This is a genomic window from Nonomuraea sp. NPDC052129, from assembly GCF_040680095.1.
Classification (GTDB): Bacteria; Actinomycetota; Actinomycetes; order Streptosporangiales; family Streptosporangiaceae; genus Nonomuraea.
In genome coordinates this window covers 223,597-237,729 of sequence record NZ_JBFAVX010000015.1, presented here as the reverse complement: position 1 = coordinate 237,729, position 14,133 = coordinate 223,597, and the positions used below count along the sequence as shown (strand labels likewise).

At 67.1% G+C, this 14,133-nt stretch carries 17 protein-coding genes and 3 pseudogenes; 12 read left to right on the top strand and 8 right to left on the bottom strand.

Annotated features, from left to right (window positions below; all coding sequences use genetic code 11):
- Positions 1-421 precede the first annotated feature (421 nt).
- Both AB0L53_RS30615 and AB0L53_RS30610 read right to left on the bottom strand, forming a co-directional pair.
- Complete coding sequence (locus AB0L53_RS30615) at positions 422-886, bottom strand: MarR family transcriptional regulator (RefSeq protein WP_364000964.1); 465 nt, start codon at positions 884-886, stop codon at positions 422-424.
- On the bottom strand, positions 879-1,586 hold the full coding sequence (locus tag AB0L53_RS30610) for a reverse transcriptase domain-containing protein (protein WP_364000961.1): 708 nt from the start codon (positions 1,584-1,586) through the stop codon (positions 879-881). Before AB0L53_RS30610 ends, AB0L53_RS30615 begins: the two co-directional genes overlap by 8 nt.
- Before the next feature lie 689 nt (positions 1,587-2,275).
- Here AB0L53_RS30610 and AB0L53_RS30605 point away from each other — a divergent pair.
- The 4 genes from AB0L53_RS30605 to AB0L53_RS30590 are packed head-to-tail and all read left to right on the top strand — an operon-like array spanning position 2,276 to position 5,206.
- The gene (locus tag AB0L53_RS30605) at positions 2,276-3,313 is read left to right on the top strand and encodes an LLM class flavin-dependent oxidoreductase (protein ID WP_364000958.1); all 1,038 of its coding nucleotides are present in this window, start codon (positions 2,276-2,278) and stop codon (positions 3,311-3,313) included.
- Positions 3,310-4,020 carry an NAD(P)-binding domain-containing protein gene (locus AB0L53_RS30600; protein ID WP_364000955.1) on the top strand — a complete coding sequence of 237 codons (711 nt, stop codon included), beginning with the start codon at positions 3,310-3,312 and terminating at the stop codon, positions 4,018-4,020. Before AB0L53_RS30605 ends, AB0L53_RS30600 begins: the two co-directional genes overlap by 4 nt.
- A gap of 31 nt (positions 4,021-4,051) precedes the next feature.
- Complete coding sequence (locus AB0L53_RS30595; RefSeq protein ID WP_364001063.1) at positions 4,052-4,435, top strand: pirin-like C-terminal cupin domain-containing protein; 384 nt, start codon at positions 4,052-4,054, stop codon at positions 4,433-4,435.
- Positions 4,436-4,450: 15 nt separating this feature from the next.
- Positions 4,451-5,206, top strand: coding sequence for a flavodoxin family protein (locus AB0L53_RS30590; protein WP_364000953.1), 756 nt, complete (start codon positions 4,451-4,453; stop codon positions 5,204-5,206).
- 114 nt (positions 5,207-5,320) lie between these two features.
- Here the strand turns inward: AB0L53_RS30590 and AB0L53_RS30585 are convergent, their stop codons facing one another.
- Entirely contained in the window at positions 5,321-5,545 is a 225-nt protein-coding gene (locus AB0L53_RS30585) for a hypothetical protein (protein WP_364000951.1), read from the bottom strand.
- Between the two features lie 166 nt (positions 5,546-5,711).
- On the opposite strand from AB0L53_RS30585, the gene AB0L53_RS30580 reads away from it, so the two are divergent.
- Together AB0L53_RS30580 and AB0L53_RS30575 are read left to right on the top strand one after the other, a co-directional pair.
- Positions 5,712-6,671: a DUF5996 family protein gene (locus AB0L53_RS30580; protein WP_364000949.1), complete on the top strand. Its 960-nt coding sequence runs from the start codon at positions 5,712-5,714 to the stop codon at positions 6,669-6,671.
- A 316-nt stretch (positions 6,672-6,987) separates the two neighbouring features.
- Entirely contained in the window at positions 6,988-7,863 is an 876-nt protein-coding gene (locus tag AB0L53_RS30575) for an alpha/beta fold hydrolase (RefSeq protein WP_364000947.1), read from the top strand.
- Here AB0L53_RS30575 and AB0L53_RS30570 read toward each other — a convergent pair.
- Positions 7,805-8,278: a transposase family protein gene (locus AB0L53_RS30570; protein WP_364000945.1), complete on the bottom strand. Its 474-nt coding sequence runs from the start codon at positions 8,276-8,278 to the stop codon at positions 7,805-7,807. The two genes, AB0L53_RS30575 and AB0L53_RS30570, sit on opposite strands and share 59 nt — an antisense overlap.
- A gap of 131 nt (positions 8,279-8,409) precedes the next feature.
- A pseudogene (locus tag AB0L53_RS30565) lies at positions 8,410-8,646 on the bottom strand (IS5/IS1182 family transposase); the annotation flags it as partial.
- Between the two features lie 62 nt (positions 8,647-8,708).
- Between AB0L53_RS30565 and AB0L53_RS30560 the strand changes: the two are divergent.
- The 3 genes and pseudogenes from AB0L53_RS30560 to AB0L53_RS30550 form a co-directional block, all read left to right on the top strand.
- Positions 8,709-9,152 (top strand): annotated as a pseudogene (locus AB0L53_RS30560) (aldo/keto reductase); the annotation flags it as partial.
- 67 nt (positions 9,153-9,219) lie between these two features.
- Entirely contained in the window at positions 9,220-9,378 is a 159-nt protein-coding gene (locus tag AB0L53_RS30555; protein ID WP_364001060.1) for an aldo/keto reductase, read from the top strand.
- A gap of 232 nt (positions 9,379-9,610) precedes the next feature.
- On the top strand, positions 9,611-9,760 hold the full coding sequence (locus tag AB0L53_RS30550) for a hypothetical protein (protein WP_364000941.1): 150 nt from the start codon (positions 9,611-9,613) through the stop codon (positions 9,758-9,760).
- A gap of 163 nt (positions 9,761-9,923) precedes the next feature.
- On the opposite strand, the gene AB0L53_RS30545 is transcribed toward AB0L53_RS30550, so the two are convergent.
- The 3 genes from AB0L53_RS30545 to AB0L53_RS30535 all read right to left on the bottom strand — a co-directional run bounded on the left by AB0L53_RS30545 (position 9,924) and on the right by AB0L53_RS30535 (position 12,404).
- Positions 9,924-10,628: an alpha/beta hydrolase gene (locus AB0L53_RS30545; RefSeq protein WP_364001057.1), complete on the bottom strand. Its 705-nt coding sequence runs from the start codon at positions 10,626-10,628 to the stop codon at positions 9,924-9,926.
- A 135-nt stretch (positions 10,629-10,763) separates the two neighbouring features.
- A complete protein-coding gene (locus tag AB0L53_RS30540) occupies positions 10,764-11,483 on the bottom strand; it encodes an ABC transporter permease (protein WP_364000938.1) in 720 nt (239 codons plus the stop codon).
- A 24-nt stretch (positions 11,484-11,507) separates the two neighbouring features.
- Positions 11,508-12,404: an ABC transporter ATP-binding protein gene (locus AB0L53_RS30535; RefSeq protein WP_364001054.1), complete on the bottom strand. Its 897-nt coding sequence runs from the start codon at positions 12,402-12,404 to the stop codon at positions 11,508-11,510.
- Positions 12,405-12,747: 343 nt separating this feature from the next.
- Here AB0L53_RS30535 and AB0L53_RS30530 point away from each other — a divergent pair.
- The 3 genes and pseudogenes from AB0L53_RS30530 to AB0L53_RS30520 form a co-directional block, all read left to right on the top strand.
- Positions 12,748-12,876, top strand: a pseudogene (locus AB0L53_RS30530) (sensor histidine kinase); the annotation flags it as partial.
- Positions 12,877-12,919: 43 nt separating this feature from the next.
- Entirely contained in the window at positions 12,920-13,522 is a 603-nt protein-coding gene (locus tag AB0L53_RS30525; RefSeq protein ID WP_364000936.1) for a response regulator transcription factor, read from the top strand.
- 360 nt (positions 13,523-13,882) lie between these two features.
- Positions 13,883-14,095 (top strand): integrase core domain-containing protein, encoded by a 213-nt coding sequence (locus AB0L53_RS30520; RefSeq protein WP_364000933.1) that lies wholly within the window; start codon positions 13,883-13,885, stop codon positions 14,093-14,095.
- Positions 14,096-14,133 lie beyond the last annotated feature (38 nt).

Here is a 14,133-nt window from a genome sequence, read left to right as displayed (position 1 = left end):
ATACAGGTGCCCCTGCGGGGTGCCAGAACGGCGAATACCGTTGCTGAACTGGGCGTTCGCAGGGCGATCAGGCTGCTCTCCGGCACTCGCTGATCAGTCCGGTGACGGTCCTTCCACGGTGGATCCGGGAGGCCATGTCGATCACCTCACCAGGTTCGTGCAACGGCAGGCGAAGCGAACGTCCCTGATGCGGGCGATGGTGGTTGAAATGGGCGTTCGTACTCGGTCAGGACCTTACGCAGGTGCCACTCACCATAGAGCCTTGCCCTACAGCAACGGTCCACCTGCACGGGGCGGCTCCCCCGCCATATCGCCTCGCACCATTGCCGCCGCCCGTGTAGGTGAGAGCCAGTTGCACGATCAGGTGCGGAACTCGCCTGGGGCCCAGCCGGTCGGACACGACCCCATCAAGGAGGCGGTGTCATCCGTCGTCGTCGGGGAGCCGGTCGAGGACCCGTTCGAGCGCGGGTCCGATGACATCCAGCTCGGCGTCGGTGAGCGCGCCGATGAAGTGCCGCCGGACGGCGGCGACGTGTGCGGGAGCGGCGGCGACGATGGCCGCCCGGCCTGCGTCGGTGAGCCGGACCATCGACCCGCGCGCGTCCTCGCTGCACTCCTCACGGGCGACCAGGCCGCGCTTCTCCATCCGGGTGACCTGATGGGAGATCCGGCTGCGCTCCCAGCCGACCATCCGGCCGAGGTCACGCGCCCGCAACACCCCGCCCGGAGCCTCCGACAGCGGCACCAACAGGGTGTACTCCGCCCCGGACAGCCCCGCATCCTGGACCAACTGACGCTCCAGCACCGCGGTCAGCCGCTGCAGCACGCCGATCATCCCGCGCCACACGCGCGCCTCCCGCTCGTCGAGCCAGCGCGCCTCACCCATTGGTAGTCAGGGGCGCCGGTACCGCTGCGCGGCCGGGTTTCCCCATCCCCCTTTCAATCCCTACGTGCGGTTTTCCCGCATACGGCTTACCGATGATCTTCTGGACATACAGCGGGGAGATCACCCCGCCCTGCGGGGTCCCAGCGACCGTCCGCTCCAGCACCCCGTCCAACATCACACCCGCCTGCAGCCACTGGCGGATCAGCTTGAGCACCCGCCGATCCGACACCCTCTTGCCCACATCGGCCAACAACCGGTCATGGTCACTCTCGCCGAAGAAGTTACGGATGCCGAACCCTCCGACATTGGAGATACCCTCGATGAACCCGACCCGCAGTCGTTCCATCGCCTGGGCCGCCGACCGCCGGGGCCGATACCCGTACGACACCGACACAAAGTCGGCCTCGAAGATCGGTTCCAGCACCAGCTTCGCGGCGGCCTGCGCCACCCGGTCGCGGACCGTGGGGATGCCCAACGGCCGCATACCACCATCTGGTTTCGGAATGTCCACCCGCCTGGCCGGCGCCGGACGATACCTGCCTGCGCGAAGGTCATCGCGCAACTCACGCAACATGCGGTCCACGCCGCAGGCCTCCACCGCGGCCAGGGTGACCCGATCCACCCCGGCCGCGCCGCGATTCGCGCGCACCCGCTCCCACGCCTCCACCAGGACGTGACCCTGGTAGATCCGGTCATACATGGCACGGAGACGCCGAAGGGCAGCCCCGGTCATGCCCTGACGCTTACCCCCACCACCAGCATGGTCAAAGTCGGGGTCCTTCCCTCCCATCGGGGACCTCCCGGCGATCCGCGGCGCTACGACCCCGTCGGACTCCCGCTGCGCTCCGGCCGACTTCACCATCGGCTTATACGACCGGTCTTCGCTGACGAGGCTGCACAGACGGACCTCTCCCGTTCCGTGACGAAACCATGCACACGTGCCGCTCCCCGTACCCCGGAAGGATCCGACAGGCGCACCTCCGGAACGCCCACCCGCCGGACCTGGCCTTCACCGTGAGATGAGCAGCTCGGCTCCTCCGTCGTAACTCTGACGAGGCTGCAGGCCTCGCGCCTGATGACACTACGGCCCGCCCGCTTGCTCCCTCCGAAGAGGCTGCCGACACCCCGCTCGGCCCGCTCCCTCTCGACGACGAACCGGGGCCTGCTGCCGGGCTCGCCGTCGACTACCCGGATGGGACTCGCGCCCGCGGGCTTCGTCCAGCTTCCAGGTCGCAACATGCGCAGAGTCTACCAGCGATGTTGACACGTCACCAGAATTCGCGTAGATGTAGACACGTCAACAAAACGGGCTTGATCGTCATACCGCAATCAGGGTCGACTTGGCGAGACTCGAAGTCTCAAGTGCGATGAACATCCAGGAGCAGCCCGATGAGCGACCTCGTGCTCGGCCTCGACACCTTCGGTGACGTGCCCGAAGACGACTCCGGCGCCCTCGTCTCCCACGCCGAGGCGATCCGCCAGGTCGTCACGGAGGCGACCCTCGCCGACGAACTCGGCGTCGACGCCATCGCGCTCGGCGAGCACCACCGACCCGAGTATGCGATCTCCACACCCGAGACGGTGCTCGCCGGCATCGCCGCCCGCACCTCCCACATCCGCCTCGGCTCCGGCGTCACCGTGCTCAGCTCCGACGACCCCGTGCGTGTTTTCCAGCGCTTCTCCACCCTCGACGCGATCTCCTCGGGCCGCGCCGAGGTGATCCTCGGGCGCGGCTCGTTCACCGAGTCGTTCCCCCTGTTCGGCTACGACCTCGCCGACTACGAGGTGCTATTCGAGGAGAAGCTCGAGCTGTTCGTCCAACTCCTCGACGAGAAACCGGTCACGTGGACCGGCACCGTGCGCACCCCACTCGAGCACGTCGACGTGTACCCCAAGACCGACTCCGGACGCCTGACCACCTGGGTCGGCGTCGGCGGTTCACCGCAGTCGATCATCCGCACCGCCCGCCACGGCCTGCCGCTCATGCTCGCCATCATCGGCGGCCCGCCCGAGCGGTTCACCCCCCTGATCGAGCTCTACCGCCGCGCCACCGAGCGGCTCGCCACCCCCGCATGGCCGATCGGCCTTCACTCACCCGGCTTCATCGCCGACACCGACGAACAGGCCAAACAGCTCCACTACCCCCGCTACAAGGTCATCCGCGACCGCATCGGCGCCCAGCGCGGCTGGCCACCGCTGCGCCGGGAGGAGTACGACGCCGATCTCGAGCACGGCTCGCTGTACGTCGGCTCCCCGGAAACCGTCGCTCGCAAGATCGCCCGCACCGTCCGCACACTCGACGCCGGCCGGTTCGATCTGGTGTACACCAGCGGCTCGCAGCCGATGAGCGCCCGCCTGCGGGCCGTCGAGCTCTACGGCACCAAGGTCATCCCCATGGTCCGCGACATCCTCGCCGAGACGACATGAACGCCACCATCGCGATCCTGGGCGCCGGCAAGGTCGGCACCGTGCTCGCCCGGCTCGCCGTCGCCGCGGGCTACCGCGTGCTCGTGGCCGGCTCCGGCGACCCGGCGAAGATCGCGCTCATCATCGAGGTCGTCACGCCCGGCGCGACCGCCACGACCGCCACCGAGGCAGCCGGCCAAGCCGACACCGTCGTCCTTGCCCTCCCACTCGGCAAGTACCGCACCATCCCCGCCGACGCGCTGCGCGGCAAGCTCGTCGTCGACGCGATGAACTACTGGTGGGAGACCGACGGCATCCGCGACGACCTCACCGACCCGCGCACCACCTCCAGCGAGATTGTGCAGTCCTTCCTGCGCGAAGCCCGCGTGGTCAAGGCGTTCAACCACATGGGCTACCACGACCTCGAGGACGAAGCCCGCCCAGCCGCAACACCCGGACGCAAGGCGCTCGCCATCGCAGGCGATGACGCCGCCGACATCACCGCCGTCGCCCAGCTCGTCGACGCGCTCGGCTTCGACCCCGTCATCGCAGGCCCGCTCGCCGAAGGCGTCCGCTTCGAGCCCGGCACCGAGCTGTTCGGCGCGGACGTCGACGCCGAAGAGGTCCGCGCAATGCTCGAGCGTTTCCCCCGCTCCCCACGCGGCCGTACCGTCGCTCGAGCCCGCTCGGCCAGGTCCGCCGAAGCCGCCCGAGGAACCATCACATGAGCAACACCGAAACGGTCCCGGTCGACCTGCCCTGCTGGAAAACCCCGGCGGGCAGTCGGCCCGGGTGCTGCTGCTCGGAGGCGCCCCGTTCGACGAGGACATCGTGATGTGGTGGAACTTCGTGGCCCGCAGCCATGACGAGGTCGTGGCCTTCCGCGAGGCATGGGAACGCGAGTCCGACCAGTTCGGCCGCATCGACGGCTACACCGGCACACCACAACGCCTGCCCGCACCCGCACTAGGGCTTGACTCCGTGCTCATCGAGCACGCCCTGACCCACACGCGCGAGGAAGGCAAGCGCATCGTTCCGATCTGCCCGACCGTAGCTCGCTACCTCGCGAAGCACGACGGGTTCACCGACATAACCGATCCGGTGAACCGCGACATCCTGACGTGGCTGGCCGCAAGCCAGTAACCGGAACACCCGACAATGTCCGTCCTCGGACCGGAAAGGACCCCCGTGACCGCATCGATGATCGAGAAGCCCGACTTCACCGGGCTGCGCGCGATGTACATCAACTGCACCCTCAACCGCTCCCCCGGCCGCAGCCACACCCAGGGGGTGATCGACCGCAGCGTGGCGATCATGGAGGCGAACGGGGTCAATGTGGACCAGATCCGCGCCGTCGATCACGACATCGCCACCGGTGTCCGCCCGGACATGACCGAGCACGGGTGGGACGCCGACGAATGGCCCGCGCTGCTGGATCGGGTCCTGGCTGCCGACATCCTGGTCATCGCCGGACCGATCTGGCTCGGCGACAACAGCTCAGTGACCCGCCGGGTGATCGAGCGGCTCTACGGCTACTCCGGCGTGCTCAACGAGCACGGCCAGTACGCCTACTACGGGCGCGTCGGTGGCTGCCTGCTCACCGGCAACGAGGACGGTCTCAAGCACTGCGCGATGAGCATCCTCTTCAGCCTGCAGCACATCGGGTTCGCCGTCCCGCCCCAGTCCGACGCGGGCTGGCTCGGTGAGGTCGGCCCCGGCCCCTCCTACCTCGACGAGGGCTCCGGAGGCCCGGACAACGACTTCACCAACCGCAACATCACGTTCATGACCTACAACCTGCTCCATCTCGCGTCGATGATCCGACGCGCCGGCGGGATCCCGGCCTACGGCAACCAGCGCATGGCCTGGGACGCCGGCTTTCACCCCGACAACCCCAATCCCGAATACCGCTGATCACCTCCGGCAGGCACCGAGACGACGGAGCCCCAGCGCGCGTCGGTTCCGGCCGGGCCGGAACGGAGAACCGACATCAGAGAGATCACGTAGGAAGGGGGACCAGATGGTCGATCAGCAAATCGGCGCCACCCGATCAGGAGGAAGGGTCGTCGGTGCCGGTGCCGGTGCCGTTGGCGCGGCCACGACCCTGGCCATGATCCAGCGCGGATCCTGCCGGTAGATCGTGCTGGTGGACAAGAACACCACGACCACGGTGTGGCGTTGTCGCTGGTCAGCGTGCTGGACCGACACGGCGTCGAGCGGATGCACCACCCCCGCATGACCGAGGACGAACACGCGGCGCTGCTCCGCAGCGCCGAAGCCCTCCGCGCCGCCGCCCAGCGCTGTCGCACGAGGGCGCGCAGCTCACCAACGCCCGCGACCGGGCCCGAGGAGCCCGCCCACAGAACATGACCACCACGACCACCACCGCCTCCCGGCGCCGCCAAGGATGTGAGAACCGATGACCAGCCCCACGACAACGAGTTGGCCGAGCCTACGAGTCTCGGACTGGACCCCCACCCGCGAGACCCTGCACATGTGGACCCAGATCGTGGGCAAGATCCGCATGGCCCACGCTCCGCTGCTCAACCACTGGTGGCAGGTGACCCTGTACGTCAGCCCGCGCGGGTTGACGACGTCGACCATCCCGTACCGCACGGGGGCCTTCGAGATCGAGTTCGACTTCGTCGGCCACCAGCTCGAGGTCCGCAGCAGCAACGGCGGCGTGCGGAGCCTCCCGCTCCGGCCGATGCCGGTCGCCGAGTTCTACACCCGAATCCTGGACATGCTCGACCAGCTCGGGATCGAGGCATCTATCCGGCCGCACCCCAACGAGGTCGAGCCGGCGATCCCCTTCGCCGAGGACCACACCCACGCCTCCTACGACGGCGAGGCGGCCGCCCTGTTCTGGCGACAGCTGCTGCAGGCGAACCGGGTGATCGGCGAGTTCCGGTCGCACTTCGTCGGCAAGGTCAGTCCGGTGCACTTCTTCTGGGGAGGTATGGATCTCGCCTGCACCCGCTTCTCCGGGCGGTCAGCTCCGCCACATCCGGGCGGAGTGCCCAACTGCGGGGACTGGGTCATGGTCGAGGGCTACTCCCGGGAACTGTCCAGCTGCGGATTCTGGCCCGGCGGTGGAGAAGAAGGCGCCTTCTACTCCTACGCCTACCCCGAACCCGACGGGTTCGCCGATCAACCGATCGGCCCCGAAGGGGCGTACTTCAGCACTGAGTTCCAGCAGTTCCTGCTGCCCTACGAGGCCGCCCGCGCCGCGCCCGACCCCGACCGCGCGGTCGCCGAGTTCCTCCACACCACCTACGAAGCGGCCGCGGACCACGGACAGTGGGACCGCTCCGCGCTGGAAGACGACCCCTTCCGGTGGCACGGAACCTCTGCGCCTCGAGGAAACACCGATGCCTGACCGGGCCAGCCTGCCGACCACACCGAGGGCCTGGTGCTGAGCCGCACTTCCTTACCGCTCGCGATGGGACGAACTCACGCGGCTTCCACACCGACGTGCGGGGCAGCAGGATCGTGCCGTCGGAGAACCCCGGCAGTCGGACCATAAATCCGGGGCCGACCCAGTTTCAAGAACACCCTCGGTGTGGTGATCATGTTGCGGACTGTGTGCCATGTCGACGGTGAAGGAATGTGGCCGGAGAACCGACCACACAAACAGCTTTCCACTTGACTGATCGAAAGTGGACGAAGTGTCTATCAATCGGAAGGACCAATGCATGCTGCTGGCGCGACTACCGGACGGTCGAGAATTCGAATACGAATCGTTGGGTCCGGAGTCGGCTCCGGTCATCCTGTTTCATCATGGGATGCCCGGTTCTGCGGTGCCCATGGACACAGTGCTCGCTCCCGTGCTCGAGCGAGGGTTCCGGGTGATCACTTACTCCCGGTCCGGCTACGGCCGGTCCACCCCGGTCCCGAGCCGAACCGTGGCCGATACGGGGACGGACTGCGCTCACCTGATCGATCACTTGGGTATCGAACGCTACTGCAGTTTCGGTTGGTCCGGCGGGGGCCCCCATGCGCTGGCCAGCGCCGCGGTGGACAGTCACCGCGTCTCCGGTGTCCTGATCAGTGCGTCGTTCGCTCCCCCCACCGCGGCAGGTCTCGACTTCGTTGCCGGCATGGGCAAGCAGAACGACATCCAGTTCAGAAGCCTGCAGGAGAGTGATCGGGCTGCACGCGCGACCGTGAGCCAGATGGCGGCCGCGGTCCGTGGGAACCCCCCCGAGCACGTAACCGCGCAACTGTCCTCCCTCTTTGCGGAGGTCGACGTCTCCGTGATGACGAGCGGCTTCGGCGCGGACAACGCCGCGAACATGGACCACGCCCTGGAAGCGGGGGACCAAGGGTGGCTCGCCGACCTGAAGGCGCTGGGCAGTGCCTGGGGCTTCGACCTCGCCGATGTCGTTGCCCCCGTCGAACTGTGGCATGGAGAGCTGGATCGAATGGTCCCGGTCGCGCACGGCGAGTGGCTCTCTCACAACCTGACCAACGTCCGAGCCCACCTGGAACCCGACCACGGTCACGTCTCACTCACTGTTCAGAAGGCCGGATCGATGCTGGACTCCCTGACGCGTCGCCTGAACCGATGACGCGAGCAGAAGCGTCTCCTCCGGCTGCCAAGTGATCGCCCCGATGACGGCGAAGACTGGGCAGGGTGCCGCATCGGCGCCCGCGCCGGAAGGCGAACCCATCGACCCCGAGCACCCGCGGGGTCCGCCCGTCGACCTGCTCGACGAAGGTACGGCGCCGGCACGACGGCCGATCGCAGAAGAACCGCCGCACCCGCAGCCGGACGATCAACTGCTGCCCGCCGAGCGGGCGTTCGGCCAGTCCACGCTCGTACGCCGAGTGCACCCTCCTCGCCCGTCCCCGACAGCTTGGACACCGAGGCGGCGGACCACAGGCCGCCGCCGCCACGCAGAGCACCTCGGCGGAGACGCTCACCCGCTCCAACCGGACATCGATCCCGGGAAACAGCACACCTTCGAGCGAACCAACCCCCATGATCGAGAGCTGCCCGAGGGAAACGTTCCCGCAGGAGCCCTCTGACCTGGGGGTTCACGGAACTCCAGACAGAGCCGTTTTCAAAGATCCCCATCATCCCAGCGGCGGGTGGTCCAGGCCCGGCGGATCAGAATACTCACGGTGACTTCGTCGGACAGCGGTCCAAGATCCGCCAAGAGATCGAGGGTCGGGGTCGGCAGCGGCGAGTCGTGGCAGTTGGCCCCGGCCAGGACGCGGCCGAGTGGAATGCCGTAGCCGTCGGTCGTGCCCGAGTGTTTCAGGCTCTGGTTACCGCGGTCCACGGGGGAGCGTTCGGCCGCCTCACCACTGTCGGGGGCCTTGGTGATGGAGCTGTCCACAGCGACCCGTCTCCCGCCGCAACCGCGATGACGTGGTCGTCGCAACCAAGGTCGGCGACCACCCGAAGTACATGGGCCTTGCACCCGCCACGATCAAGGCCGCTGCCGAGGAGTCCCTGCGGCGACTGCGTACCGACTATATCGACCTCTACTACACCCATTTTGACCGGGACGAATCCATTCCTGTAGACGAGATCATCGGCGCGCTCGACGACCTCGTGAAGGCTGGCAAGGTGCGCGCCATTGCGACCTCCAACATCAGCCCCGAACGGCTTTCCGCATCACTAGCCTTCTCCGATCGTGAAGGCATGGCCCGCTACGTGGCGCTGTAGCCTCAGTACAACCTCGTCTCGCGCGACACCTACGAGGGTGCACGGCGGGAGATTGTGCAGCGTGAAGGGCTGGCCTGCGTTCCGTACTTCGCACTCGCCTCCGGCTTCCTCACCGGCAAGTACCGTCCTGGGAAGACTGTCGAGAACGTGCGCAACCTTCCTGGACTGGCTGGTGGCTACGCGAACACCGAACGCGGCGTGAGGGTGCTCGATGCGTTGGAGCAGGTCGCGAACGGCGCGGGGGGTGGAGATGGCCACGGTGGCGCTGGCCTGGCTCACGCAGCAGCCGACTGTGACCGCGCCGGTCGCCTCCGCACGCACCGTCGAGCAGTTGCCGGCGCTCTTCGCTGCGCAGGACCTGCACCTGTCAGACGCCGAGCTACAGACCCTGACGGCTGTCTCATCCTGACCGGAGCCAGTGGGAACGGAGAGTCCCGGTGAAAATGTGAACCAGCCGAGCCCGCAGCCGATCCGTCAGCGAGAACGCCCCACGCCGTGCAGCGGGTTCGACACAGCCCGACTCCGCCTCAGCAGCCCACGGGTGTGTCAACTTAACGGCTCTGTCTCACATTCGGTGGTGACGGAGCGTACCGCTATCCGAGGAGGATGCGGTGGCGAAGTAGGGTGAAGCCTGCTCGTCCGTGCATTTGGCCATCGATCCAGCCCTCGACGGCATCGAGGCGTACCTGCCAGAGGTGCTCGCCGACGTCTGGAGCCGCCTGGTGAAGGCGTGGCTGTCCGCGGACCCGAGCGTCATCTACCGGGAAGCAGAGGCCGCCCTCACGGCCTGAACTTCAGGCCGGCCCGTACGCGACCCGCACTTGGCGGCCAGGCCACCGGCCAGGACGGGAGCGATTGGCTCAGGCGGCCTCGACCTCCTCGACCTCCTCGTCTTCGCCATCCGTGCGAGACGGGCGACGAGGACGCCAGACCTTCAGAATTTCTGAAGGTCTGTCAATTTCGAAAGAACCAGAGATCCCAGCAATCAAGCCCTGGTCCTGCGGCCATGTCCACGCTCAACCACCGAAGGAACACAGAGGTTGTTTCACAATTGATCAGCTCGGGAAAGGGTTGCCGATGCTGCTCGGGGAGATCCTGTAGGCGCACGTGGTGGCGGTGGAGGCCGAGCATCGGCTGATCCACGAGCTGCCGCAGTTGCGTGTGGCCATCGTGCAGGCCCACCTCGACGGCGCGGCCACCGTCGAGGTGCACGCTGTTCTGCTGGTGCGCGGCTGATCGGGGCCGCTGCCGCCCATGGGGGCCCTGCGCGCGATCAGGGATGACGGCGAAAGGCCAGGTCAGTAACGGTTTGTCGGTAGCGTGTGCGAACATGCACCGTCGGCGGGTGTGCATGGGGGATGAATGCTGAAAGCGTTGCCGAAGGCGGCCAAGGCCCTGGTGTGGGTGCGGATCCTGAACGCGCTCGGCGCTCATGCGCTGTCGTTCCTGGCGGTGCTGGCCGGACCGCAGGTGCCCGCCCGGGTCGGCTGTCACCATCCGGGCCCGGTCGCCAAAGGCCTTCCGCAGTTGCCGGGCACCGGCCAGCGGCGTCGCCGGGTCGCGGAGGTTCTGCAGGATGAGCACGTTCGCCGGCCCCCGACCGGTGATCTGCACCGGCGGCTCGTACGGCTCGGAAGGCCAGAACGCGCACGGCGTGATGTTGGCCCCGGCCGCGCCGTCCCGCCGGGGTCAACGCCGTCATCACCGCGGCGGCGAGAACGGTCACGATGGATTTCCGCATCCTGTTCTCCTCAGAAGATGACGAACGGCGCTGGTTGGGGACGAACCCGGACGTCATCGGCGCGGCTCCCAACGGAAGATCCGGGAAGCCAGCGCGACGGCGACGACGACCCAGCTCAGCGTGGGTGCCAGCAGAATCAGCGAGTCAGCGATCGGTACGCCGCCGTTCCAGGCGTTGACGACCAGTTCGGCGGCCGAGCCGCCAGGAAGCAGCCGCTTGAGCAGCGTGAGGTCCTCGGTGCCGGCGATCCCCACCCAACTGGCCACAACGATGGTGCCGATGGCGATGGGCAGCGTGGTCACCTGGGCGTGCTCCGGGGAGTTCGTCACTCCCGCGGTGGCCAGTGCCAGCCCCAGCATCATGACCATCGTCGCGACGACAGCCGCTGCCAGGAGAAGTACATTGTCCGGCGCACCGGTGACCACGGCCAGCACGGTCATGATCACGGCGGCCTGGACCAGCGAGATGACGGTGACCGGGAGCAGCAGCCCGAAGAAGATGCCGGTGTCGCCCGCCGCGGTGGAGCGCAGCCGCTTGAGGAAGAGGTTCTGCCGGCGCGCGGCCAGCGTGGTCACCGTGGTGGTGTAGAGCGTGAAGGCCGCCACCGTGAACAGCACCACCGCCGCGATGTATCCGAGACTGCCCAGAGCCGCGAACACCTCGTGCCGATAGATGAAGAACGCGCTGACCGCCGCGGGCATGACGAGGCAGGTGACCAGAACCAGCCGGTTCCGGAAGATCTGCACCAGCTCGCTGAGAGCGATCGAGAGCATGGCGAAGGTCCCTTTCTTTGAAGTTCAGAGAGTGAGCTGGTCGCTGCCGAGCGCGCGGAAGACGTCGTCGAGCCGGGTCGGTCCGGCTTGGAGGTCCCGCAGTTCCACCGCGTGGTCCTGGGCCCAGCGGAGCAGGGTGTGCAGGTCCTTCTGCAGGCCGAAGGTCTCGATGAGGTACTTCCCGTCACCCTCGCGCCTGGCCTGCAGCGGTAGCGCGGGTGCGGGGACCGGCAGGGAGAAGCGGATGGTGGCGGGCAGGGTGCGCGTCAGTTCGGAGACGGTCCCTTCCCGGTGGAAGGTGCCTTTGTGCATGAGCCCGATGCGGTCGGCGCGCTGCTGAGCCTCTTCCAGGTAGTGCGTGGTGAGAACAATGGTGGATCCGTCTTCACGAAGCCGGTCCACCGCGTGCCACAGATCGTCCCGGGACTGGATGTCCAGGCCGGTAGTGGGCTCGTCCAGGAAGATCAGCTCAGGCGCTCCGTACACGGCGGTGGCGAAGTCCAGACGTCGCTTCTCGCCGCCGGAGAGCTGGGACACCTTGGTGCCGGCCTTGCGGGTGAGGTCGACGATGCCGAGCACGCGTTCGACCGTGTCGATGCGCTGGGTGAGGTTTCCGATCAGGCGGAGCGATTCGCGCACCGTCAGGTCCGGCGAGAATCCGCTCTCCTGCAGCATGATGCCCATCCGGGGCCGCACCGCCCGCCGGTCGCGCGGGCTCTGCCCGAAGACCCGTACGGTGCCCGAGGTGGGGGTGCGGTGGCCTTCGATGGTCTCCAGGGTCGAGGTCTTCCCCGCACCGTTCGTGCCGAGCAGAGCGTAGAACTCCCCGCGCCGCACCTGGAAGGACAGGTCCTGCACGGCGCGGAAGTCGCCGTAGGTGAGGTTCAGACGGTCGACGTCGATGACTGGTGTCGAGGACATACCGTCGATCTCAGCCGTCGCCGCGCGTATCTGCCAGTGCGGCCACGTCATGACCACGCCATGACATCCTTTGCGTGAACGCATGACGTGGTGTCACTGGTGCCGCCACGGGACGGGAAGAATACTGGCGGACTCTGCTGTTGGATCCCGGAGAGCCCACACATGGACACCAGACCCCTGCGCATTCTGCCGGAGGCCGACATGACCGCACAGCCCCGACACACAACACCCAGCTGAGGGACCGGTGAGCCCGTCCGGCGGAGAGCCGCCCGTGATGCATGAGCGCGCTACCGGCATGACAGGGGCTGCGACCGGCCTCATGTTCGGCAACCACAAGTGCTACAACCTCATCGCGGAGCTGGAGGAACCACGCAAACGGGATGGGGAACCGGCCCTCGTCCGCGAGCGCATGCGGTTCGCCAGCGATCTCCACGACATCCAGGGCCACACGCTGTACGTGGTGAAGCTGAGACCGCGCTGGCCCGGCGCCGACGTTCCGAAGCACAGGAGAACCGATGACCACCGTGGTACTCGCCGACGACGAAGCCCTCCTCCGCAAGGCGCTGGCGTCACTGCTCCCGCTCGAGGGCGAGATCACCGTGCTCGCCGAAGCGGGAGACGGCGAGGCGGCCGTGCGGGCCACACTGCTGCACCGGCCCGACGTGCTCGTCATCGATCTGGAGATGCCCGGGGTGGACGGGCTCGGCGCCGTCGCGGAGATCCGTCAGGCGCGGCCGGACCAAAGAATCCTCATGCTGACCCGCCATGCCAGGCCCGGTGTGCTCCGCAAGGCGCTCAAGCTCGGCGTCCAGGGCTTCGTCAGCAAGTCCGCGGAACCGGCGCACATCGTTTCGGTCATCAAGACCCTGCACGAGGGCAAGCGATGGATCGACCCGGATGTCTCCGCCCTCGCCGTCGTCGACGACTGCCCGCTCACCGACCGGGAGACCGACGTACTGCGGGCGACCGGCGAAGGCTACTCGGTCGCCGACATCGCGGCCCAACTCCATCTGGCGGAGGGCACAGTGCGCAACTATCTCTCGAACGCGATGCAGAAAACCCAGACTCGGACCCGGCACGAGGCGGCGCGGTACGCACGCGAACACGACTGGCTGTAAAAGGGCGTTTGATTTGAGTAGATTTCGGCTTATGTTCTAGTAATTTCCTCTGCGCCTGCCGAAAACTCCGTCCACGCAGGTCAAGCCGCACGCTAATACCCGTTGATGACTTCGTTGGGCCTGTCTCATAGACACATGGCCTCGCTCTGAATCGGTAATAGGACTGGCCAATTTAATGCAAAGTGAGAATGGCCAAAGGGATGTCACCCGCCCCATGCTCGCTCCTTTTAACCTCGATCCGTCGCCGCCACCACCGCGCCCGCGGTTGTCGGCGTCAACCCTTGCTCCTGCGTCAGATAGAGCACGAGGAACGACTGCGCGACTCCGCCGGCGCGGCTCACGAAATGAGCCGAACGGTTCGTGGGAACACTACGCCGTGAGTGCCTCGATCACCTGCTCATCCATGGCGGGCGGCACCTGCGCAAGGTCCTGACCAAGTACGAGCACCATTTCAACCATCATCGCCCGCATCAGGGCCGTTCCCTCCGCCTTCCCTTGCACAACCCCAGCCAGATGATCGACATGACCCTCCCGGATCCACCGCCGAAGGACCGTCACAGGACTGATCAATGAGTGCCACAGAGCAGCCTGATCACCCGGCAAACGCCCAG